At 49.2% G+C, this 22,047-nt stretch carries 18 protein-coding genes; 10 read left to right on the forward strand and 8 right to left on the reverse strand.

What is annotated here, in order from left to right:
• Positions 1–828, reverse strand: coding sequence for a serine O-acetyltransferase (gene cysE / locus H6F90_RS29060; RefSeq protein ID WP_190555404.1), 828 nt, complete (start codon positions 826–828; stop codon positions 1–3).
• Positions 829–945: 117 nt separating this feature from the next.
• Positions 946–1,428 carry a hypothetical protein gene (locus H6F90_RS29065; RefSeq protein ID WP_190555405.1) on the reverse strand — a complete coding sequence of 161 codons (483 nt, stop codon included), beginning with the start codon at positions 1,426–1,428 and terminating at the stop codon, positions 946–948.
• Between the two features lie 537 nt (positions 1,429–1,965).
• Here H6F90_RS29065 and H6F90_RS30970 point away from each other — a divergent pair.
• Positions 1,966–2,781 (forward strand): response regulator, encoded by an 816-nt coding sequence (locus H6F90_RS30970; RefSeq protein ID WP_190555406.1) that lies wholly within the window; start codon positions 1,966–1,968, stop codon positions 2,779–2,781.
• A gap of 156 nt (positions 2,782–2,937) precedes the next feature.
• Here the strand turns inward: H6F90_RS30970 and H6F90_RS29075 are convergent, their stop codons facing one another.
• Complete coding sequence (locus H6F90_RS29075) at positions 2,938–3,366, reverse strand: anti-sigma regulatory factor (protein ID WP_348227828.1); 429 nt, start codon at positions 3,364–3,366, stop codon at positions 2,938–2,940.
• A gap of 208 nt (positions 3,367–3,574) precedes the next feature.
• Here H6F90_RS29075 and H6F90_RS29080 point away from each other — a divergent pair, with 208 nt between their 5' ends.
• A complete protein-coding gene (locus tag H6F90_RS29080; protein ID WP_190555407.1) occupies positions 3,575–4,723 on the forward strand; it encodes a PP2C family protein-serine/threonine phosphatase in 1,149 nt (382 codons plus the stop codon).
• 24 nt (positions 4,724–4,747) lie between these two features.
• On the opposite strand, the gene H6F90_RS29085 is transcribed toward H6F90_RS29080, so the two are convergent.
• Positions 4,748–5,074, reverse strand: a complete 327-nt coding sequence (locus H6F90_RS29085; RefSeq protein ID WP_190438459.1) for an STAS domain-containing protein — start codon at positions 5,072–5,074, stop codon at positions 4,748–4,750.
• Between the two features lie 481 nt (positions 5,075–5,555).
• Here H6F90_RS29085 and mrdA point away from each other — a divergent pair, with 481 nt between their 5' ends.
• Positions 5,556–7,349 (forward strand): penicillin-binding protein 2, encoded by a 1,794-nt coding sequence (mrdA, locus tag H6F90_RS29090; RefSeq protein WP_190555408.1) that lies wholly within the window; start codon positions 5,556–5,558, stop codon positions 7,347–7,349.
• A gap of 136 nt (positions 7,350–7,485) precedes the next feature.
• On the opposite strand, the gene H6F90_RS29095 is transcribed toward mrdA, so the two are convergent.
• Together H6F90_RS29095 and H6F90_RS29100 are read right to left on the reverse strand one after the other, a co-directional pair.
• The gene (locus H6F90_RS29095; RefSeq protein ID WP_190555409.1) at positions 7,486–8,217 is read right to left on the reverse strand and encodes an alternative oxidase; all 732 of its coding nucleotides are present in this window, start codon (positions 8,215–8,217) and stop codon (positions 7,486–7,488) included.
• A gap of 114 nt (positions 8,218–8,331) precedes the next feature.
• Positions 8,332–10,131, reverse strand: a complete 1,800-nt coding sequence (locus tag H6F90_RS29100) for a DUF3352 domain-containing protein (RefSeq protein WP_190555410.1) — start codon at positions 10,129–10,131, stop codon at positions 8,332–8,334.
• Between the two features lie 222 nt (positions 10,132–10,353).
• On the opposite strand from H6F90_RS29100, the gene H6F90_RS29105 reads away from it, so the two are divergent.
• The 6 genes from H6F90_RS29105 (at position 10,354) to coaE (ending at position 16,730) form a co-directional block, all read left to right on the forward strand.
• A complete protein-coding gene (locus H6F90_RS29105; protein WP_190555411.1) occupies positions 10,354–10,653 on the forward strand; it encodes a hypothetical protein in 300 nt (99 codons plus the stop codon).
• A 162-nt stretch (positions 10,654–10,815) separates the two neighbouring features.
• A complete protein-coding gene (locus H6F90_RS29110; protein ID WP_190555412.1) occupies positions 10,816–12,498 on the forward strand; it encodes a GspE/PulE family protein in 1,683 nt (560 codons plus the stop codon).
• A gap of 204 nt (positions 12,499–12,702) precedes the next feature.
• Positions 12,703–13,842 carry a hypothetical protein gene (locus H6F90_RS29115; protein WP_190555413.1) on the forward strand — a complete coding sequence of 380 codons (1,140 nt, stop codon included), beginning with the start codon at positions 12,703–12,705 and terminating at the stop codon, positions 13,840–13,842.
• 111 nt (positions 13,843–13,953) lie between these two features.
• A complete protein-coding gene (locus H6F90_RS29120; protein ID WP_190555414.1) occupies positions 13,954–14,310 on the forward strand; it encodes a rhodanese-like domain-containing protein in 357 nt (118 codons plus the stop codon).
• Between the two features lie 420 nt (positions 14,311–14,730).
• Positions 14,731–15,825: a heat-inducible transcriptional repressor HrcA gene (gene hrcA, locus H6F90_RS29125; RefSeq protein WP_190555415.1), complete on the forward strand. Its 1,095-nt coding sequence runs from the start codon at positions 14,731–14,733 to the stop codon at positions 15,823–15,825.
• Between the two features lie 119 nt (positions 15,826–15,944).
• On the forward strand, positions 15,945–16,730 hold the full coding sequence (gene coaE, locus H6F90_RS29130) for a dephospho-CoA kinase (RefSeq protein ID WP_190555416.1): 786 nt from the start codon (positions 15,945–15,947) through the stop codon (positions 16,728–16,730).
• A 71-nt stretch (positions 16,731–16,801) separates the two neighbouring features.
• Here coaE and H6F90_RS29135 read toward each other — a convergent pair whose 3' ends face one another.
• Positions 16,802–18,235 (reverse strand): TldD/PmbA family protein, encoded by a 1,434-nt coding sequence (locus H6F90_RS29135; protein ID WP_370588127.1) that lies wholly within the window; start codon positions 18,233–18,235, stop codon positions 16,802–16,804.
• Positions 18,236–18,496: 261 nt separating this feature from the next.
• On the opposite strand from H6F90_RS29135, the gene H6F90_RS29140 reads away from it, so the two are divergent.
• Positions 18,497–20,167 (forward strand): HAMP domain-containing histidine kinase, encoded by a 1,671-nt coding sequence (locus H6F90_RS29140; protein WP_190555417.1) that lies wholly within the window; start codon positions 18,497–18,499, stop codon positions 20,165–20,167.
• Positions 20,168–20,348: 181 nt separating this feature from the next.
• Here H6F90_RS29140 and H6F90_RS29145 read toward each other — a convergent pair whose 3' ends face one another.
• On the reverse strand, positions 20,349–21,971 hold the full coding sequence (locus tag H6F90_RS29145; protein WP_190555418.1) for a DICT sensory domain-containing protein: 1,623 nt from the start codon (positions 21,969–21,971) through the stop codon (positions 20,349–20,351).
• Positions 21,972–22,047 lie beyond the last annotated feature (76 nt).

Below are 22,047 nucleotides of genomic sequence, written 5' to 3' on the forward strand. Positions count from 1 at the left end.
TTAGATACCGCCGCCATCCAAAAACTGCTCAATTACCTTGTCGCGTAATCGGCAGCTAGGTGAAGTCTGACTGACTTCAGGTTCCGTCTCTTGATTGGACTGCTCTGGCTCAGCAGCATTGGAGCAACTAACAGGGACAGCGATCGCGTAATTTGGCTCACTTGCTTCGCGGTAATAGCTATTTGTCAAAGATTGCCGACCTTGCAGCAGTTGCAACTGTTGCTCCATGAGTTCAATGCGATCGACCAAAGCTCGAATGACTTCGGCTTCAGAGTCTGGCAAGCGGCCATGCTCTAGTGGCCCAACACGCTCACCAGCCCGGTAGACAACTCGACCTGGAACGCCAACGACCGTGCAATCTGAAGGCACATCCCGCAACACTACAGAACCCGCCCCAATTCGGACATTGCTACCGACTTGGATGTTGCCTAAAACTTTAGCACCTGCTCCTACGACTACGTTTTCGCCCAGAGTTGGGTGACGTTTGCCACTTTCCTTCCCTGTACCCCCTAGCGTTACGCCTTGGTAGATTAAGGCGTAATCCCCTACGATCGCCGTTTCACCGACCACTACTCCCATACCGTGGTCAATAAAAACGCCCTTACCAATCATCGCGCCTGGGTGAATCTCAATTCCCGTCAGAAAACGCGCCAGGTGAGAGATTAACCGGGGAAAGAACGGAATTCCAAGCTTATATAGCCAATGAGCTGGTCGATGAAAAAGTAATGCTTGCAGGCCTGGATAGCAAAATAAAACTTCCAACCAGTTACGAGCCGCTGGGTCACGCTCAAAAATAATGCGGAAGTCAGTGATTAGGGTTGCTAGCACGAGTGTCACCCTCATTGGCAAGACAGGCCACTCACTATCTTAGCGTTCCTAGGGTTCTTCGCTGCGTGGTTCCCATAACCTTAGTGTCCCTGATGTCGCTTTGAAACTAGTCCCAACTTATTGTTGCGCTGTGAGTGTATATTTCCACCTTGCGCCTGCATCAAAAGTACCTACCCAAATCTCATAGGTACCAGCAGACCACTTTGCCTGACTGACGCTAGCATCCTTATTGGAGCCTGTATCATCTCCACACAAAATAGTGTTATTCGGCCCTTTCACAACTAAGGTGGTGTCTTTACCTTGAGTATCTACTTGGAGCTGTAGCCGCGAAAAATCCTTTTGCAACACCATAATGTGATCAGGCTGGGTATCGCCAAATCCCAAGCAACGCTTTCCCTCGCGATCGCTGTTAGCAATCGAAGGTAAAGAATAAGAGCCCCCTGTGAAGCCTCGTGCAGTTCCAGCGGCACGCGAGAAGCCAGGAGAAAGATTTAAGGTGCGAAAGTTAGCTGATTCCGCTAAAACAGGCACTACTTTTGCAGCACTTAGTAAGATAAAGCAGCCTAAGGTTGTGAATTTAAATGCAGTTGAAATTGACATAGCAACGTCCTCTCATATAACCCTAATAAATTTAAGTGTGCAGATTACCGAAGCTACTTAAATAGTGACGAAGCATTGATCACTCAAGTGCCCTGCTCATGCCATCGGATAGACTATGCTCGCAATTATTATCGTGACCCTGGTATTTGCTGGTTTGCTACTGGCAAATGCATTGGTGTTGCTGCCTCTAGGAACCTTGAGCCTAATACAAGTTCCTCACTGGCTTGGCTTGATATTCTTTGTAGCCTTAGCCGCTTGGTTTCTAGGAGATTGAGTCAAAAGGCCTACAAACTCACTGTAGCGGAATTTGCTCCTCAGTAATTAATTTATCAGTTTATGTATCAATTTTAACTATAATGACCTAGGGTGCAGACTCTAAACTACGGTTCTGCTGATATGTTTCTAGCTGCGAGTCAGGCACTCTCAAGAAAGATGGCTAGCAAACCAAGGTCTATGCATTCATGGCCTATCCTAGAAACATTCAAAAAAGCTTTAGGTATACTGAAAAGTTTCTAGATATCTCGCTCAAAAATTAATATGAATAATGACTCCAGCTTAAAAGTTTTACTGGTTGAAGATAATCCAGTTAATCAAAAAGTCACTTTGTACCAGCTCAAAAGCTTGGGCTACCTAGCTGATGTGAGCGCTAGTGGCCAAGAGGCGCTAGCGCGCATGGCTGAGTCTGACTACGACCTCATACTGACTAACTGTGAAATGCCAGGTATGGATGGCTATGCTTTGACTGAAGCAATTCGTCGCTTAGAAGTAGATGCTGTAGGCGATCGCCCCTTGCCCGTAGTAGTGCTAGGAATGAACGCGGACAACACACCACAGGAGCAATCTAGATGCTTGGCGGTGGGGATGAATGATGTTTTGAGCAAGCCTGTTCGTAAAGATGAATTGGCGCTCAAGCTAGAGCAATGGAGCCAAAAGATTTTCACGGCGCGGAGTCAAGGGCTAACCTCAGAGGTGCCGCTAGAGCACCCAGCCCCAGCAGTTTCACCTGATCAGGATGGCTCAAACCCACCGTTGGATTGGGAACATCTCCATCAAATGTCTGATGATAGTTACGAATTTGAACTAGAGTTGTTAACTGTCTTTGTTGAAGATGCTCAAGTGCATTTAAAGGCAGTTACAACAGCGATCGCGGAAAGCAATTATTGGGAAGTTGAGCAGGCCGCTCACCATATTAAAGGTGCTAGCGCCAATGTAGGAGCCAAAACAATGCAGGCAGCAGCAGCGGAGATAGAACAGCAAGCACGTCGGCAAAAACTAGAAGGAACTGCCCAGCTTCTGACCGAAATTGAGCAGGCTTTGACCTCAATAGAAAAATTTGTCCAAAAGAATAGTTAGTGAGGAGAAAGCGATAGATTTTGTTATTTCTGTGAACTGTATTCGTTTAATGTTGACAATTTTTAGTAAGTGAAGTAAAAACTGCCTTGAAACCCCTTCCTGACTTAATAAATTTAAACTTAGTAAGTTTAAATTTCTAGTACTTTTAGAAAAGCTTCAAATTTCGTTGGCTGCATAGTGTTTTACAATTAGGAGGCAGTTGCGCTTGTCCTCCGTAGAGCTGTAGCTGAGCTTATCCGCAACTGACTTTAAAATTTGTAATCCACGACCACTAGAAGAATCAAAGTCAACTTTGTCATCAACCTGTTCCAGCTTGGCATTGAAGTCAAAAGGTGGACCGCAATCCCAAATTCGAATCTCTAAAGTATTAGCAGACGAACTAACTTCAATATCAATAGGAGTTTCTAAAGGTTGATGTTTATGAGCATGTCGAATGGCATTCGTGAGCCCTTCTGCTAGAGCAGTTTGGCACTGTAACCAAACTAATTTAGGAATATGAGGTTGATTGAATGTCTCGAACCAAGAGAGAACTTGAACTAGCTCGTTGAGATCTGTATTGACGCGTAAGTGATGTTTCTGGTGCACTTTAGACCTCTTAGAACCGATAGCCTAGTAGTAAGTAGCTGTAAATTTGTGATGGCATAAGAATGTTGTCATAATATTGAAAAGTTTGTTGTGGAGCTGTGATTTACTCCCTTGGTGTCAGTAACTTATTGTTTCTAATCGTGTTTCTATTCATTGCACCTTAACTTCCTTCATCACATTCTAGAAATATCAATAACTTCTATATCCCATGCCTCGAATTTTAGTCATAGATGACGATCCTGTAATTCGATTAGTTTTAATGAGAAATTTGCAAAAACAAGGTTATGAGGTAGCTTTAGCACGCAATGGTGAAGAAGGAAGTGAGCTAGCTTCGCAACTTCGTCCGGCTCTCATCATTTGCGATTGGATGATGCCAGGACGAGACGGGTTAGAAGTCTGTCGCCAGGTGAAGGCGAACCCAGATTTGTCTACAACCTTTTTTATTTTGTTGACTTCTCGCGGGGAAGTCGAGGATCGGGTGAGAGGGTTAGATTCCGGTGCCGATGACTTTCTCTCCAAACCGATTGAAATGAACGAGTTGAAGGCAAGAGTAAGAGCGGGATTACGCTTGCATCAGCTCACTCAAGACCTACAGACCCAGAAGCAACTTCTGGAAGCTGAACTAGCGGAAGCAGCTGATTATGTGCGATCGCTATTGCCCCCTCCTTTTCTCGGACCTCCTGCGATCAATACCTGTTTTATTCCTTCTAGACAATTAGGCGGTGACTGTTTCGACTATTTTTGGTTGGACCCCGATTATTTAGCAATTTATTTATTAGATGTATCGGGTCATGGTCTAGGGTCGGCTCTACCTTCAATCTCGGTGCTCAATTTATTGCGATCGCAATCTTTGCCAGGTGTCAACTTCTACTTGCCCGATCGAGTGCTGACCGGGTTAAATGAAACCTTCCAAATGAGTGGGCACAACGAACGGTATTTCACCATTTGGTACGGTGTTTATAACAAAACGAAGCGGCAATTGGTTTACGCGAGTGCAGGCCATCCTCCAGCTATCTTAATTTCAGGCGAAGCTGCCGCTACAACCAAAGTTAAACGTTTGAAAACAGCAGGTCTACCAATTGGTATGTTTTCTGATGCTCAATATGTGAGCGATCGCTGCGAAGTCGAGGCTGGAAGTAGCCTTTACATTTTTAGCGATGGCATTTATGAAATTAATCAGCCTGATGGTGAAACTTGGACTTTAGATGGTTTCGTTGGCTTACTAAGCGACTTGAGTCAGGCCAACAATATCAATTTAGACACAGTCTTATCCTCAGTTCGAGCGATGGGTGCGAAAGAAACATTTGATGACGACTTATCGTTGCTTCAAGTTAGTTTCGCTCAAGGCTCTCCCTAAAGATCATGCTGCTTAATTGATTATCTAATTAGGCAATAAAACTGCCTGATTAAACTCAGCTCGATTCGGAAAAATCTCAAAGACTCGATCCATGCTCGTTAATTGAAACAGCATCTTGACTTGGTCATTGATCGAGCAAAGAAAGAGCTTACCCCCAGCCGAACGGACACTCTTCAGCGCAATGACTAAAGCTCCTAAGCCAGAGCTGTCCATAAACGTAACATTTTCTAAATCAATTAAGACAATATCTGTACTTGCTGTTACAGCGTTATTAATTTCCTGACGGAGATGATTGACTTGCGTACCATCAAGAATACCGACAGGCTGAATTACTTTAAGCACAGGACTCATAATTAAATCCCAATATGGAACTAGAGGTTAGTGATTTTCGTACAACTAAGAGGAGTCTACCAAGTTAGCTGGATTCCCTGTGTTTAGTTTTCCCACATAGCTCTCAAAATAGTCAAAATCCTTTCGGCATCCCTACATCTGAAGTGCGAACTATTCCTGACTCCATCCTTTCGACCCGCTGACAGATGCGCTGAGGCACAATGATTGACGCTGGCTCCAGCCGATGGGTAAGAGTAAATTTTAGGTTTTCTAAAGTAGCAGCTTAGGCGCTACTAACAACCTTAGTTTTGCGCTAACTCTCAAGCACGATTTATTAGCAAAATTCCGGATGAGCCACTTCGGATTCTGGAAGTTGACAGGGAGCAGGATCAGTCCAAGATGAGCGATCGCCTTCCTAGTTGGCCTGTGTAGCTCTGTGGCAGTTCCAACGTTGTTTTAATTTTCGCATCGATTCCCCAACAACCGATTTAGTTCAGGCAAGATGGCTACCGGACTTTCCTTTTCTTCATCCTCTGCAACTCGCTTCGTCAACAATATTCAAGAGCGCACCAGTCGTGGAATTTTGTTGACTCTGGTGATGACATCTTTACTGTCAGCCTGTATGTTGCGCTTGGTTCAACTCCAGTTGATTCAAGGGCAACAAAATCGCCAATTGGCCGATCAAAACCGCATTCGCTTGATTCCGATCCCCGCCGATCGAGGCAATCTGCTAGACCGTAAGGGAAAATTGCTGGCGGCTAACCGAGTCTCTCGGGCTGTTTACCTTTGGCCCAGATACCAAACCCAGGCTCAGTGGCAACAATGGGCAACTCAGCTAGGACCCATTTTGAATGTTCCGGCTGCTGAGATCTTGAAAAAACTCCAAGATGTGGGCTATCACTCAGCCATGCCTGTCCGCATCAGCCAAAACCTTAGCCCTAATGCCTTTACCAGACTCGCAGAGCAAATTGGAGAGTTGCCAGGTCTAGAAATTCGACCTGAATCAGCGCGTAACTACCCCAACGGCGATCTGGGTGCTCACGCGTTGGGATATATCGGTGAGGCGACCGCAGATGACCTGAAGGCTCACCCTGAGTACCCGATGGGCATGATTGTGGGCCAAATGGGTTTGGAGCGCTTATTGCAATCTCAGTTGCAGGGTGTTTGGGGAGGCCGTTTGATTGAAGTTGACGCAGGCGGTAAGGAACTGCGTTTACTAGGCAATTCTCCTACCAAAGCAGGTTCATCTGTAAAGCTGACCCTGGACTTAGAGTTGCAAAAAGCAGCAGAGAAAGCGCTGAACAAGCGGCGGGGGGCTGTGGTAGCGCTGGATGTGAAAACAGGGGCAGTGTTGGCGATGGCGAGTGGTCCTACCTTCGACCCCAATATTTTTACCCGTAGAGTCGCCTCGAAGGAGTGGGACCGATTGCAGGGGGAAGATAAACCGTTTCTGAATCGCGCTTTTCAGGGATATCCACCCGGTAGCACGTTTAAGCTAGTGACGGCAGTGGCGGGTTTGGAATCGGGTAAGTTCTCGCCAGATTCAACTCTGGTTAGTTCGTCCTACATCACAGTGGGCGGTTTCCAATTCCACGAGCATGGTAGCGGCTACGGTGTGATTGGCTTTCGAGAAGCCTTTGCGGTTAGCAGTAATACCTTTTTCTACCAAATGGGTTTATCCGCAGGGCCAGAGCAGATTTCTAAATGGGCGCACCGCTTGGGAGTTGGTGAGACTGAGGTGTTGGGTTTTGAGAAGGCAGGCTACGGTGCGGCTCCTACGCCAGCCCAAAAAGAAAAGCTCTATGGCGAGCCTTGGTATGCTGGCGACACGGTGAGTATGTCAATTGGGCAAGGTTTGGTCCAAGCAACACCCGTGGAGATGGCGGTGATGTATTCAGCGATCGCCAATGGAGGATCGCGAGTCAAGCCCCACTTGTTAGCCTCCCAAACGAATACCCCAGCGACTCAGCCAGCGAAAGTGGGCTTGTCTCCCAGTACCATCGCCACAGTCCGCAATGGCTTAGTTGCGGTAGTACAACAGGGAACCGCAAAGCAACTCAACGATGGCTCCATTCCACTAACTGCGGGCAAGACGGGGACAGCAGAAGTGCCAGGGCAGGAAGATAACGCGGTGTATGTGGGTTATGGCCCAGTGAAAGATCCGCAAATTGCGATCGCGGTGGTGGTGGAGAATGGCGGATTTGGTGCTGTCTCAGCCGTGCCGATTGCTCATGAAATATATAAAACCTATTTCAAGCCATCAAGCCCAGCTAAGACCAAGGCGAAACCAAAGTAACTAAGCCTGACGACTAAAGTCGCGGCTACAAAAACAAAGGCTGCCTACGCAGCCTCAAAATCTGACCTCACTTCCTGTTTAGAGATAGCAAGAATCTAGTTCCTTCTCCCTGGGGGAGAGGGTTAGAGAGAGGGGGTTAGCCCTCAACGGTAGTGACAGGTGCAGGAGTAGTAGGTAATACCAGTTCCACTTCTAGAGGCAACTGAATCACTTCTAGATTGTGGGGGCTCTTCAAAGCCGTTTGAGCATCAGGTTGCTGGCAAGCCACCATTGTTTTGACGTGCTCGGCTTCGTCGTCGCGAATATTGACGAAGACATCGTAGAGGTTATCTACAGAGGGCCGTCGAGACTCTGGCTTCGTGCAGGTCTGGAACTCATCAAACATGTAGAGGTCGCCATCGCGGTAGTAGGCGATCGCAATGGCAGGAGCAGGTTGAGCTTGTAGCTCGGCTTGATTGGTAGCGACAAACTGGTCATAGGTGTGGAAGGCGTGCCCTTCAATCTGCTCCATCATGTAGTAGGCTGACCTCGGCGAGACCATATACAGACCCACCATCACCCAGTAGTACATTAGAGCGGTGTGCTGGGCAAAGAACCGATCAATCCACCAACGGTTGCCACCCAAGGATTCCATAATCAGCAAGTGGTGGAGTTCATTCCAGGCTTCAGCGAAATGCACCTTGAGCCAATCGGCCTTGCGCCACCAACCCAGCGTTTCGTAAAGGTGTAGGACTGAGAGATAGGAGAAGTAGGGAACGCGCGCAACGGTTTCTAAAACGTAGAAGCGCTGGTAGGGGCGATCGCGGTAGAACGTATCAATCACAAGTACGAGGATGCCTACCAGCGATCGCAATACAAACTTGACCATGCAAACCTCCCGAAGGAGTAAAGTCCGCTTTCTTCAGTAGCGGGGAGAGTGATCTCCTCCTTTGATCCTAGCGAGTCTCAAGCTTGATAGCATCCTTAGTATCTAAGCTTTTACTTAAGCTTTGTCACTTGCGCTCAAGTTGAGAAAGACTTCACTCCGTCGCACTCCAGATTCTCCTCCTAGGCTGGTAACGGTGAGCGATCGCAACTGGTTCCAGAACGGCTGACTCGCTAGCTCCACGAGACGCAAGAACGGAAGCTGTTGTTCTAGAATCGAGCGGCTGTTCACCCAATCTAGATATAGGTAGCCATCGTTGTCTTTAGGAAGAGCTGCGATCGCTGCCTTGAAGCCAGGGCTATCTACTAAAGAATCTTTGGTAGCTTGTAGGGCTTGCTCCATCGCTGATACAGAAGTAGCAAAGATTTCGTAGTTGCCCACTGTGGCATGTACCCCCTCGACTTCAGCGGCAATCACATTGGCAAGCGAAGCGGAGTTGCCTTCAGTAGTAGTTTTGCTTGCAGCTTTGAGAGGAGTTGAACCTAATTTAGTCCAAGCAGAAACAGGGCGATCGGCTAAAGTTAGCGGTCCGACGCTGAAGCCTTTGTCCTTGGCAAGCGTATCTAGGTTGGCGATCGCGGTCGTGGCTGCTTCGGTTCTTTCAGTGACAAAAACCCAATCGGGCTGCTGTTCTGGACGTGGCAGCAAGGCCACAGCATATTCCCCTTTTACCCAACTAAAAATGTCTTGGGGGAGATCCAACTGCCAAGCGTTTCGTAGGTTGTTGAGCGGCTGATTAATCAATTGAGCCACCGCCCCGTAGCCCGATATCCCATCAGAAATTTGCGTCCAGAACTGTTCTAAGTCTGTACCTGCTGCCACCACGGGACTACTGGCAGGAATATACGCCAAAGCCCCCGTTGGTTTAGATAGCGTAGGAGTGGCCGCTGGTAAGGTTTGCCCTGGTGCGGCCAAGAAAGCCGTTTCAGCCAAGAGCCCTTTGCGGCTCAACCCTAGACCGAGCGCGACACTTTCGTACAAATTGCTCGCTTCAGTCGTAGCATCTGCCGTTCCCTTGCTCGACCAAGCCGCCAACTGAGGCAAGTTGAGAAACACTAAGCCAATTTGTCGTTCCTTGAAGTTCTGTAACGCTTGCTGATAGGCAGGGGAACTTCCTAAACCTAGCTCCGCCGCTTGCACGTTGTTGATTGCATCTCGCAACACCTTCGGTTGATTGGCAAACAACACAAAGCGATCGCCTACCACAGCGGTTGCCAGAGTGGTTGCAGGTTGAGCCGTGAGCACTGTATCAGGTTCTTGTTGCTTATTTTTTTTACGCTTAGTTTCTGGCTTTTGTGGCTCTACTGGGGGTTCGGGTTGGCTGTAAATCAGCTTGACGCCTTTGTACTGCTCGAACATCAACCTGGTGCCAGCCGCTACCCGTTTCTGCCAAAACAACTGCAAGAACTCACGGCTACGTTCTGGATTTTGAGTGGCGATCGCTAGTAAGTAACCGGGTTGTTGCCCAGTCTGAGCATCGCGATCGACATCAGGCGAGGTCAAGGCGAGAGTGATTTCATCGCCTAGCCAAGGCTCCACGTCTTGCTTGTAATCGAGACCTGTATTCGCGAGCAAACTCTGCTTCAGTTGCTCGATTTCAGCTCTAGACTGACGGCGGGCACCCGGAGCTGCAATGACTTGGCGAAACGCCTCTAAGCGCTCTGGATTCACCAACAAAGACACCACGGCTGGGGCTTGTTTGGGTACAAACATGGCTGCTGCGGGACCATCTGTCGATCCGCCTCGCAAGAGTGCAAGGGGACTGCGAGCTGTAAGCCAGTAAAAGCCGCTGGCACCGACCAAGAGCAGCACCAGAACACTGGCGACCAGAACCGAGAAAAATGAGCGGAGCTTCATGGTGAATTTAGACGCTGCTTGAGGGCTATTGAGCGAAAAACAATCCAGGATCATTATTCCAAGATCATTATCCATCAAGCCATAAATCTGGGCATTCTGAGACCAAAGACTAATCTCGCGACGGCTGTTTTCCTGAAAATGCTTGCTAGGGTAGGAATCAGTCTAGGGCACCTAAGTGTCAAAGTTTTTGCCAAACTTGAGCGTGATTCAGAGGCGATCGCCATGTCAGAGCCTGATTTTCAGCAGTTTGACCCACCGCCCGAAGTAGAGAAGGAAGATAGCCCAGAATTGATGGCTCAAATGGATTTTGAGCAATGGCTAGAAGTATTGCAAAAGTCCGATCGCTCGTTCTACAACCTGATGGCAATGGAGGTGTGGTCGATTGCGAAAACGATGGATGGGCTACTGCCAGGATTTTGGACTCGCTTCATGAGCCACCGCCAAACAGCACTCAAACAATTTCTTCGGCATAAACAGGCTCATGCAGACGCAGACTCAACGCCGCCCTCATCAGAACATTAAGCTAGGTATAAGACTCGTATAAATTAATTCTAGTGTTGTGGAGATGACTGCTTGGTGCTGCTCAGCTACGGTAAGCTGCTTTGCTAAGTAAAGCTAAGCTCAATGAGCGATCGCTGATTCCTCTAATGCATCCATTCATAAGTGCTTAACGTATAAAAAATTATGCAGACACCTTTTGCTTCCCTATCCGCTTGGCATCAGCTAAAGAACCGGGAAATTACTTGCGAAGAAGCACTACAGCTACTAGTGGATGCTCAGGGTGGCGTTAGGCTGGAATTGCTCGATCGAGAAGTGAGCTATCGCTTTTTGCGCGAGTTTCCCGATCGCGGTACTTTACCGCCCGTGATTCCGCTGTTGTTGTGGCGTAACTGCTACTTCTTAGGCAGTCCGATCGCCTTGCCCTTAGAGGAAATTAGAAAGCTCAGCGATCGCACCTTCACTGAAATCAAAATTATTCCAATTTCCGATAAAAGCTATCGCAACTGGTTCCACAGCCAAAACCTAGATAACAACCGCATCAGCTCAACACCGCTGGTGAATCCCCTCACTGGGGAACAAGACCAAGAAAATATTGGGGAAGTCACCGAACTCTACCTTTCTAAAGCAGTAGACCAAATCAGTCGGATTCGTACCATTATTTCCGGGGCTTTACGCAACCGAGCCAGCGACATTCACCTAGAACCCACACCAGAAGGGTTACGAGTGCGGTATCGCATTGATGGCATTCTGCGCGATATTACTACGCTGCCCTTAGAAATTAGTCGTCGGGCGATCGTAGCGTTGAAGGTCATGGCGGATATGGACATCGCGGAGAGCCGTCGCCCTCAAGATGCCAGAATGGGCGAAAAATATGCCTCTGGTCAAGACTCCGACTTGGGCTTAGACATGCGAGTTAGCACGCTGCCTTGTATTGGTGGAGAAAAAGCCGTCATTCGTCTGCTACCGCGCCAAAATCCCTTCTCTAGCATTGACGAACTGGGTTTTACTGAAAAAACCTTGGCTATCTACAAAAACTGGCTCCAACAACCCCAAGGCATGGTGATTTTCACAGGTCCTACAGGTTCGGGAAAGACCAGTACGCTCTACACCAGCTTGCAAGTGGTAGCCACAGAATTCGTCAATGTGATCACAGTTGAAGACCCAGTTGAATATGTGTTGCCACGCATCACGCAAACTCAAGTGCATGAACCCGCAGGCATGACCTTCGCGGCTGGGCTGCGAGCCATTCTGCGTCAAGACCCAGACATCATTATGTTGGGGGAGATTCGCGACAGTGAAACGGCAGAGACAGGAATTCGCGCGGCTTTGACAGGTCACTTAGTCCTGACAACGCTGCACACCAATGACGCGGCCAGTGCCATCCCCCGCTTAAAAGATATTGGTCCTGACCCAGGCTTAATTAGTGATGCTTTACTCGGCATTGTGGCCCAGCGCTTGGTACGCCGAATCTGCCCTCACTGTACTGAACCCTATACCCCTACAGAAGCAGACTTGAAAGTGCTCGGCCTAAACCTAGAAGAAGCCTCCCCAGAGTTATGGCGTAAGGGCCGAGGCTGCCAAAAATGCTTTAATTCCGGTTTTATGGGCCGAGAGGCGATTATTGAGTTGCTGGATGTGGATGATGCGGTACGGCAAATTATCTATGAAGGAACGATGACGCAATTGCATCGGCATTTGAGCGAGATCAATTTTGCTTCTTTCCGCCTTGCTGCGATCGAAAAAGTAACCACAGGAGCGACGACGATTACCGAGGTGCTGCGGGTTCTACCTCATAGTGCTCTGTACCGTAAGACTACAGCTCGACCCCAAATGAGCCATATGAAGTTGATTAATGCCACTTCCTAACTAGAGCCTTACCTAGCTTGACACCTTTTTTGGTCAAGACTTGCTTCTAGAGCTGGATTTCTGGAATTAGGTACTTTGACCTGGTTTGCACTAGTTACACAATCTAAAAAAAATCTGTAAAGGCTTGATAAAACAGATATGCCTGTGTCTTTTTATGCTGGGATAGTTGGGTAGGATAGTCCCAAGTATTAGAGGCGATCGCAAATGATGGGGTTGAGTTCTGTTAGTACTCTGGACAGCAGCCCGCTCAATTCGAGCCGCAACGTTGCAAGTTGGGTTCAGGAACTCCAAAAGGCCGACCAAACGTTCTACAACATGATGACGTTAGAGATTTGGTCCCTCGCTCAGACGATGGATGAGATCCAACCTGGCTTCTGGGCAGACTACATGCGTAACCGCCAGACCATCGTGCAGCAATACATCAAAGAGCGTCGCCGCCAAGACCCCAAGCTCAACCATCCCTCTCTACACAAGTCTGCCAGCACCCGCAAACGCTCTCCTTTTGGTTGGGCTACCGAGAAGCCTGTTCCAGAAATCGCTGGGCAAAGAGTTACTGCTTTTTCTGAAACTTTAGAGCGAGATTTGCCCAAGGTGACCCCTCGTTCGGTTCGTCCTTTGCTTGTAGAACCACCCGTTGATGAATCTGCTACTCTCAGCGATCTAGTGCTCATTGACGTGTTTGAAGAAGCTGAGCCAGTGACTTCTCAATTGGCTAAACAACCCAGCGTTATAGAAGCTGAGGCATCTATCTCTCCGTTGTCTAGCTCCTTGCCTGGCATAGCTCAAGCTCCTGCATCTGCTTTGACCAAAGCTTCAAGAGAAGCCACGATTCAAAGCAGGGTTGTATGGTCAGCATCACCTACGCCCACTCGTAGAACGCCAGCAGTTGACTTAGTAAAACTACCTCATTTAATGCGCTTTCCAGTTGTGAAGGTTGCGCCTGCCTTGGTCCCCCCGCAAGCTGCCGGAAACTTAGCAAACACAGTCGTTGCATGCTGGCTAACCCGGAATTTTTTGGTGCAGGCACCCTATCAAGAGGGGCCTCTAGGGGTATCAAAACGCTGCGATCGCATTACTTTAGAACCGGGACAGACCATCGTTTGTCAATTAGGCTTTCAACTAAAGGGCTTGACTTCTGCGGTGCAAGTCCAGCTAGTCAAAGCGCTCCGCAGCCAACATCAACTAACCGTGGCTTGGTTTGAACCAACAGTACAAACCAATGAAGCTGGAGCCGTAGAAACTCCTGAAGTCATGGTGCAGCTCACCAATCGAGGAACGCAACCTTGTTCACTACAAGCTGGGCAAGCGTTCTGTCGCTTAGAATTCCTCTGCTCTACGAGTTAAGTATTGAGTCGTCATTAGCACCTGGTAGTACTGAGCTGACAAGAGTGCTCTAAACCCAGATAAAATCAGTTTAGAGTCTATGGCTGAGCAATCCAGCAAGCGGGCAATTTCATGACCAACCAATCTACGAATCCAGCTTTTACTCAAATGAGCGTTGAGGAACTGGCAAAACGTTTAGCAACACCTGATGGCTTGCAGTTGGTTGATGTACGAGAACCGCAAGAAGTTGCGATCGCCAACATCTCCGGCTTTACTAATTTGCCGCTCAGTGAATATGCAGCTTGGTCAGAGCAAGTACAAACTCGCTTTGACCCCCAGGCAGAAACGATTGTGCTTTGCCACCACGGGATGCGATCAGCACAGATGTGTCAATGGTTAGCTAGCCAGGGGTTCACCAATATCAAGAATGTTGAGGGTGGCATCGAAGCATACGCTGTTTTAGTTGATTCATCAATTCCGCGTTACTAGCGTTCTGGGTTACGAGTCGTTGCTCTTCATGGCAAGTGCTAGCTGTAACACGACAACTACTTGGTTAGGAACTTAGGCTGCCCAATTGAGGACTAATAGACTATAGTCACTGAGTAGAAGCTGGAAGCGATCGCAGCTAGTAGGATCTTCCAAGGCCTCAGGAAGATGGTTATTTTTGCTACTACTGACGGAGCAGTCCGAAAGAGACAATCAAGCATCTGCTATGTTGGTGGCATCCCAGTACCAATCAGAGTCTCGTCACTACTCGGATCGTCAGTTTAATCACTGGTTTTAAGGCTCTCAACCAAGACGGGAAAGACGGAAGACTAACAGTAAATCCCTTTTTGTAGACCTTCTTAACTTGATCATTTATTTTTTGACAATCTATTTGAAGCTCAGTTAAATTCAGCTACCGATCTCATGCCTGTACAAGTGAATCTCACCGATCGACAGCAACGGGTTCTTTGGGCAACCGTCCGTCACTACATTGCGACCGCAGAACCTGTGGGTTCAAAAGCTTTGGTAGAAGAATATAACCTGAGTGTCAGCCCAGCCACGATTCGCAACGCGATGGGGTATTTAGAAAAGGCGGGGCTGCTTTATCAACCCCATACTTCGGCAGGGCGGATTCCTTCCGATTCTGGTTATCGCATTTATGTTGATCAGTTAATTACTCCTTCCGAGACTTTGGCTCGCCAAGTCGATCAACTGTTTAGCGATCGCCTGAACTCGGATAGCTGGAGTTTTGAAGCTTTGCTCCGAGGTGCGGCCCAAATTCTAGCAACCCTGAGTGGGTACGTGACTTTAGTGACGATGCCTCAGACCAACATGGCTCGACTGCGCCATTTGCAAATCGTGCAGATTGAGCCGAGGCAGGTGATGCTGATTGTGGTGACGGATGCTTATGAAACCCAATCAGTTTTGATGGAACTGCCTCAAGCTGACTCAGCTCAAAATCAAGTGGAGGCCTTGGCAGACCCAGAGTTGGTTGAGCGAGAGTTGCAAATTTTATCCAATTTCTTGAATCATCAACTGCGGGGGCGATCGCTGGCGGAATTGCCTTCGCTCGACTGGAGCGAGCTGGGCCGAGAATTTGAACAATATGCAGATGGTTTGCGGGCTTCACTAGCTGATTTGATGCGGCGAACTCAATCACCCCGCACAACCCAAATTTTGGTCAGTGGCGTTTCAGAGGTGTTACGCCATCCAGAATTTTCGGAATTGCAGCAGATTCAAACCATTATTCACTTATTAGAGGAAGAACAAGATCAACTATGGCCTTTAATTTTTGAATATCCTGATTCTGACTCAGTAGGTAAAAAAGCGACGGTGCGGATTGGAGCTGAAAATCGCTTAGAACCAATTCGTACTTGTACGCTGATTTCTGCCACCTATCGCCGAGGCACAGTCCCCGTTGGTAGTGTAGGAGTCTTGGGGCCGACTCGCATGGTGTATGAAAATGCGATCGCGATGGTAGAAGCGGCAGCTGATTTTCTCTCTGAAACTTTAAGCTGATTGGGAGCCAAAGTTTTATTTCTCTAGGCAATCTCACTTGTTAAAATTTCCTAGAGTGCTGATCCACGGCTCGAAAAGCCTTTAATCAACCATTTTGCATAAGTGTACGGGTTCACGATATGAGTCAAAGCTTAAACACCCTTCGTGAACAGCGCGGCTCTACAGATCTAAAGCTGACCCAGCCATCTGCTTCCCAGATCCCAAGCCATGACCAACGGGTAATTGGTTTGACTGGGGGAATTGGGATGGGCAAAACGACCGTTTCTGACTATCTAGCTTCTGCTTATCAGCTACCCATTTTGGATGCCGATTTGTACGCTAGAGAAGCGGTTGGCCCAGACTCAGATGTGTTTCAAGAAATTGTTGAACGTTATGGCGTTGGTATTTTATTAGCCAATGGAGACCTTGATCGTCGCCGCCTAGGTAAGATTATCTTTAGTAGCTCTGCCGAGCGATTGTGGTTGGAACAGCGCATTCATCCGTACGTGCGCGATCGCATGGAGTCGCAACTGCAAGCCCTACCCGCAGAAGCTTACCCCACAGTGGTCCTGGTAGTACCTTTGCTGTTTGAAGCCCGCATGACCGATCTGGTCACTGAGGTGTGGGTGATTCAGTGTGCGTCAGTTCAGCAAGTTGAGCGTTTACTAGAACGAGATGCCAAAACTTCCCCAGAAGGCGATCGCCTGAGCTTAGAGCAAGTGCAAGCCAGAATCAATAGCCAGATGGCGATCGAAAAGAAGGTAGCTTGTGCTCATGTCGTGCTAGATAACTCCTCGACCTTGGACGATTTACTAAGTCAGGTAGATCGGGCGATCGCAGGAACCCGACAAACTCCTCAAGCGGATGCCTCAGAACCAGCATCTAGACAAGCATCTCCAGGGAAATCTGGGCTCTTGCAGCCATAACCCCTTTGTGAGCATCCGCTTCAACTGAAAACCTGCGAGCTTGAGCACGAAAGCGCTCTGCTAATGCTAGGTTATTCCTCTTCGACTGCTTCGCCACCTACAACCACGTTGCGTAGGCGCAAGCTAGGGCCTCCACAGCCTACAGGCAGACCGCCTTGGCCTCCTTTGCCGCAGCCACCCGATTCATCCCAATAGAAGTCGTCTCCGATCGCTTCAATGTCTGCTAGTGTCGTGAACACATTGCCAGAGAGTGTGACGTCTCTGACGGGTTCGGCAATTTCGCCGTTCCGAATCATCCAGGCTTCCCCTGCCGTAAACGTAAACATTTCCCCATTCGTCATGCCACCTAACCAGTTGCGGGCATAAACACCTTCTTTGATGCCTTGGAAGAGGTCGGCAACGGGAGTTTTACCGCGCTCAATCCAAGTATTGGTCATGCGGACAATCGGGGGGTAGTGGTAGTTAAGGCAGCGGGCATTCCCGGTAGGAGCTTCGCCCAGCTTGCCCGCAGTCTCACGCGAATGCAGCCGTCCTACCAAGACGCCATCCTGAATCAACTGCGTAGTGGTTGCTGGTGTGCCTTCGTCATCGTAGAAGTAGCTGCCTCGATGTCCTGGGGGCTGGGCTCCGTCAAAGATTTGCAGCTCTGGTGATCCGAACCGTCGGCCTAAGGTCATGACTTCCAGAATGTCAGGATTTTCGTAGGCCATATCTGCTTCTGAAAGATGCCCAAATGCTTCATGGACAAACAATCCTGACAGAATGGGGTCGATCACAACGGTGTAGGTGCCGCCTTTTACAGGTTGCAACGCTAAAGCATCTACTGCGCGTTGTGCGGCGCTACGAACTTGAGCATCTAGCCCTAACAAGTCTTCATAACCCCGGCGAGAGCCAGTCGTCTCGCGGCCTGTTTGCACTGTTTCGCCGTTGCGGGCAGTAGCCGCAAAGCGCATCTCCATATCCACCCAAGACTGTTCGATCAAGGTGCCTTCAGAGGTGGCGAAGAGGATACGTTGAGCGCTGTCGCCATAGCGCACAGAAATCGTAGTAATTTGAGGATCGACTGAGCGCAGAATGCCCGCATAGTACTCGCACAGCGTTTTCTTCTCATTCAGTGAAACGTGGCGAGGATCTTGGCCTGTAAGCGGCAGGATGCAAGTGTCTTGAATTGGGTTGACAGGAGCCAAGATGGTTTCTTCATCTCCCACTAAACGAGCGGCAGCGATCGCTTCTTCAATCTGCTCTGCCAGGCCTGAAAGTCGATTGAAACTGGCAAAGCCCCAGCCGCCTTTGTGACAGGCGCGAACTTGCCCACCAATCGAAATGCCTTCACTCAAGCTTTCGATCTTGTCTCCCCGTAACAGGATGTCGGTGCCTTCGGCCTCTTCTAAGCGGATGGCCAGATAATCTACCTGGGAACGGTAGCGGGCAACTAAGTCAGAAAGTAAGCTTTTGGCATCTGTGAGCAAAGTCGGCATGATGAGCGGGGTATGAGTAAACTGCATCCATTTTGCAATTATTTGGACCAATGCTGCCACTCTACTCAGGCGTGTCTATAAGCCAGCAAGGTGATTTTAGCAGCGAAGCAAAAACCATTAGCTCCACCTAGATCCTCAGCGCAACGGAGATTGACACCTAAGAGTTCGGTTCTACGCCTAGCTCGGATCGGCTGATACCGATAACCTGGTACTAGATGGAGCGAAATTGAGCAGTGTTCGCAGTCTCGGTGCCATAACGAGTGACTGCATTGGGGGGGCTAGAAAGTTGTGCATCAGTGGTTATTGCCAAGCTTAAGTGAAGTATTAGCCAAGAGTGCCTCGAATGAGGTAACTAACGGTGCCACGTCTGTCCGTGAGACACATGGCGAGACACATGAGGTTTCAGTTATATCTGCTGAAGCGGGTAGAAGTCATGTGTCGATCGCGCGGCAACGAGTGCGGGCCGAGCGAGAATGGTGGGGGGCGATCGCGGCCCTTAACGTCTTATTAGAAGCGACCTTGCCAGAATTGGCAGAACCTGTAGCAACGGTTCAGTCTCCCCGCAAGCAGCATTCAGCTCTCAAAGCCAAGCAAGGGTTAATTCTCGCAGGGCCATCCTGTATCCTGACGCAACCCAGTCTCAATACCCGTTTAGCGTCTTGGGTGTTCACGCCTAAAGCTTTAGATGCCTTTGCTTGGATGCCATTTCAACTGCCGCCCGCATCATCCAGTCAAGAGGTATCTGAGGTTCTGGAAACTACCCCTGCTCTGCCTGTGTTGCCTGGTGATCCCTTGGCGGCAGAACAATTTTGTTTGGTTTTAACCTCAGCGTTTAGCTTAGTGATGGTGTTGGGAGAAAAGGCAACGGGCGAACCCGCTTTCAGTTTTTCTTTTGACCCAGAGGTGGTGCAGAGTGCTTGGCGATCGCTACGGCCCCGCGCTTTACTTACCAGTCCTCACCAAGTGGAACGGTTGGATGCTTTGGTGGCTCAGTTTGCGCCTACAGCTCCGCATTACAAAACTGTGATGCAGTTTAGTCAGCTGTTGCTGCAACATTTGCCAGACCCAATTGACTTAGAGGCAGAACTATTAGATTCTTCTCGCCTAGCTACTCACACTTTTAATTCTGAGACGGTTCATCTAGTTGCGGAGCCATTTCCTGAGTTGGCAATGGCTAGTGTGGCGACAACCCCAATGCCTTCGGAGGTTCATGCTCCGGCTGAAGTGATGGCGGAGCCGAAAAGTAATTTGGATGTGGAGTTGTTGCAGGCGATCGCACATGAGGTAAGAACTCCGCTCACGACGATTCGCACATTGACCCGGTTATTGCTGAAGCGGAAGGACTTAGCGCCTGAGGTGCTGAAGCGGTTGGAAATTATCGATCGCGAATGTAATGAACAAATCGATCGCTTTGGTCTGATTTTCCGAGCTGTGGAGTTAGAAACGTCGGCGGTGAAGCGCCCTCCAGTGGCTTTGGCTTCGACTTCTATTGACCAGGTGTTGCAGCAGAGTATTCCGCGTTGGGAGAAGCAAGCGAGTCTGCGGAATCTGACGCTGAAGGTGTTGCTGCCCCAGAAGATGCCGATGGTGGTGAGTGATCCAACCATGCTGGATCAGGCTCTGACTAGCTTAATTGAGCGATTTACTCGCAATTTGCCTGGAGGTAGCCATATTCAGGTGCAGGTGATGTTGGCGGGGAGCCAGTTGAAGCTTCAGTTGCAGTCTGAGTTGCAGCCAGAGACTGACCCCTCAACTCATACGAGCCATTCGGCGCGATCGGCTTTGAAGTCGATTGGGCAGTTACTCATGTTTCAGCCGGAGACGGGTAGCTTAAGTTTGAGTTTGGGTGTGACGAAAAATTTGTTTCAGGCTTTGGGTGGCAAGTTGATTGTGCGGGAGAAGCCGCAACAAGGGGAGGTGATGACGATTTTCTTGCCTTTGGAAGTGAGTCATTCGTAGGTAAGTTGCTCTGGGAAACCGAGCCTTGGGGTCACTCGCCCCCAAACCTCCGCTGAAGGACGGTTGCGTCCTCCAGACCTCCTCCAAACGAAATTTAGTATGGGCGTTTCGAGTCCGGGTTTTGGTAGCTTTTGGTTCGCAACTCCTCACTCCTCACTCCTCACTTCCCGGCTCCTCCTTTTTATCCTTCATCCCTCATCCTTCCTCCTTCCACAGGCGCTCTATAAATTGGCAGTAGGACGTTGAAGGTTGAGCCTTCGCTGAGTTTGCTTTTAACAGAGATAGAACCACCGCAGCGGAGGAGGATTTGCTGGACGATGGTGAGGCCCAAGCCTGCACCACCGGGGTCTTCTCCGGCGACGTGACGGGCGCGGTAGAAGCGATCGAAAATTTTGGGGATTTCGCTGGTGGGGATGCCGATGCCTGTGTCGCGAAATTCTAGCTGGACGTAATCACCCTGTTGTTTGGCTCGAACCCAAACTTGGCCTGATTTTGGGGTGAATTTGATGCCGTTGTGCAGCAGGTTAATCACGATTTGCTTGAGCCAAGCGCTGAGGCAAGAGACAAGGGGAAGTTCTTCTGGCACGGTGTAAGCCAGCATAATGCCTTTTTCTTGGGCTAGAGGCTGATAGGTGCTGACGACTCCGGGCACAATTTCGGCGAGTGAAACGGGTTGCATGGTGGAGTTTTCGATTTCGCGATCGAGTTGTACTAGGTCGAGGAGGCTGGCAATCAGGGAGCCTTGGCGATCGCATTCTGTGCTCAAGACTTGCATGTAGCGTTGTCGCTGAGCAGGTTTGAGGCTGGGGGAGTTGAGCAGGGTGAGGGCCGTTTTCATGTTGGTCAGGGGCGTTCGCAGTTCCTGACCGACGGTGCTGAGAAATTCGTCTTTGAGCCGCAAGGCATTAAGCAGTTCTTCGTTTTGGACTTGCAATGTTTCGGCGGATTCGGCCTGCTTCCGATAAATGGTGGAGCGATGCCAAACTTCTTCTTGGCGTTGGACTTGTTTGGTGAGAAAACGGCTGAATAAGTTGGAGTCTACTGGTTGGGCAAGTCCTTGCTGCAAGAGTTGATCCCAACTGCCAACTAAATGAGAGGCGGCGATTGCGGACTCAGAATGTAGGGTTTGGGTGACGGTAACGGCTTGCTTAATGCCTGAAAAAACTTGTTGCAGGGTGGTTGGGTTAAAGGAGCAGCAGGCGAGGAGGGGTTGTTTTTTCTCTAAACCCTCTTCTTCTGTAGTGGCTTTTTCGGCAGTTCCACCTTTAGATGCATTGGTTGGTGTAGCAGTCTCTGATTTGGTAGGCCGCAAGGAGCGAGGCCGATGAGCCAATACTAAGCCAGAAAATTGAGGAGACAGAAAGAACAGAAAATATTCCCGTTTTAGTTGGCTTTCGGCGGCTAACTGCAAGGTGACTAAAGCCGAGGACGAGTGAGAAACAGCGGAAAAATCGACGGCTTCCTCGGCACTTTTGGGGAAATCTTGATTCGGATAGGCTTCTCCCTGCCCATTGGCGATCGCAGAGGTCGCACTCAGAACTTCATCTTTAGAAGTTCTAAAGAGATACAGCGTATGAGGGACCTGGGCGGATTCGCAGTAGCGCTTAATTTCGGCTTGCCAAACGTCGTCGCGCGGCAGCTTGATCCAAAGGGTGGCTGGCAATTTTTGCTCGATCAGAACGTCAATCGCAGAACTCACAATAGATTTGAGAGTCGCAGGGCTTACTTGCAAAGGGGCTGGGGACTCTTCAGACTGGAGGGCAAGTTCGTAGAGCGAAACGTCTTGAGTAATAGATGAGCTCATGGGGTATGAAGAAAGTGACAGCAGCTTAACACCCAACCTATCCGGTTGAACTGAAACCAGGTCTCCTTTCAGATCT

The sequence above is a fragment of the Trichocoleus sp. FACHB-591 genome (assembly GCF_014695845.1).
Lineage (GTDB): Bacteria > Cyanobacteriota > Cyanobacteriia > FACHB-46 > FACHB-46 > Trichocoleus.

What these genes read in the sequence shown, in the direction of transcription:
- mrdA (WP_190555408.1), top strand. Translation starts at nt 5,556, where the DNA reads ATGGCTACCGGACTTTCCTTTTCTTCATCCTCTGCAACTCGCTTCGTC.
- H6F90_RS29120 (WP_190555414.1), top strand. Translation starts at nt 13,954, where the DNA reads ATGACCAACCAATCTACGAATCCAGCTTTTACTCAAATGAGCGTTGAG.
- H6F90_RS29110 (WP_190555412.1), top strand. Translation starts at nt 10,816, where the DNA reads ATGCAGACACCTTTTGCTTCCCTATCCGCTTGGCATCAGCTAAAGAAC.
- H6F90_RS29105 (WP_190555411.1), top strand. Translation starts at nt 10,354, where the DNA reads ATGTCAGAGCCTGATTTTCAGCAGTTTGACCCACCGCCCGAAGTAGAG.
- H6F90_RS29145 (WP_190555418.1), bottom strand. Translation starts at nt 21,971, where the DNA reads ATGAGCTCATCTATTACTCAAGACGTTTCGCTCTACGAACTTGCCCTC.
- H6F90_RS29095 (WP_190555409.1), bottom strand. Translation starts at nt 8,217, where the DNA reads ATGGTCAAGTTTGTATTGCGATCGCTGGTAGGCATCCTCGTACTTGTG.
- hrcA (WP_190555415.1), top strand. Translation starts at nt 14,731, where the DNA reads ATGCCTGTACAAGTGAATCTCACCGATCGACAGCAACGGGTTCTTTGG.
- H6F90_RS29065 (WP_190555405.1), bottom strand. Translation starts at nt 1,428, where the DNA reads ATGTCAATTTCAACTGCATTTAAATTCACAACCTTAGGCTGCTTTATC.
- coaE (WP_190555416.1), top strand. Translation starts at nt 15,945, where the DNA reads ATGAGTCAAAGCTTAAACACCCTTCGTGAACAGCGCGGCTCTACAGAT.
- H6F90_RS29135 (WP_370588127.1), bottom strand. Translation starts at nt 18,235, where the DNA reads ATGCAGTTTACTCATACCCCGCTCATCATGCCGACTTTGCTCACAGAT.
- H6F90_RS29080 (WP_190555407.1), top strand. Translation starts at nt 3,575, where the DNA reads ATGCCTCGAATTTTAGTCATAGATGACGATCCTGTAATTCGATTAGTT.
- H6F90_RS30970 (WP_190555406.1), top strand. Translation starts at nt 1,966, where the DNA reads ATGAATAATGACTCCAGCTTAAAAGTTTTACTGGTTGAAGATAATCCA.
- H6F90_RS29115 (WP_190555413.1), top strand. Translation starts at nt 12,703, where the DNA reads ATGATGGGGTTGAGTTCTGTTAGTACTCTGGACAGCAGCCCGCTCAAT.
- H6F90_RS29100 (WP_190555410.1), bottom strand. Translation starts at nt 10,131, where the DNA reads ATGAAGCTCCGCTCATTTTTCTCGGTTCTGGTCGCCAGTGTTCTGGTG.
- H6F90_RS29085 (WP_190438459.1), bottom strand. Translation starts at nt 5,074, where the DNA reads ATGAGTCCTGTGCTTAAAGTAATTCAGCCTGTCGGTATTCTTGATGGT.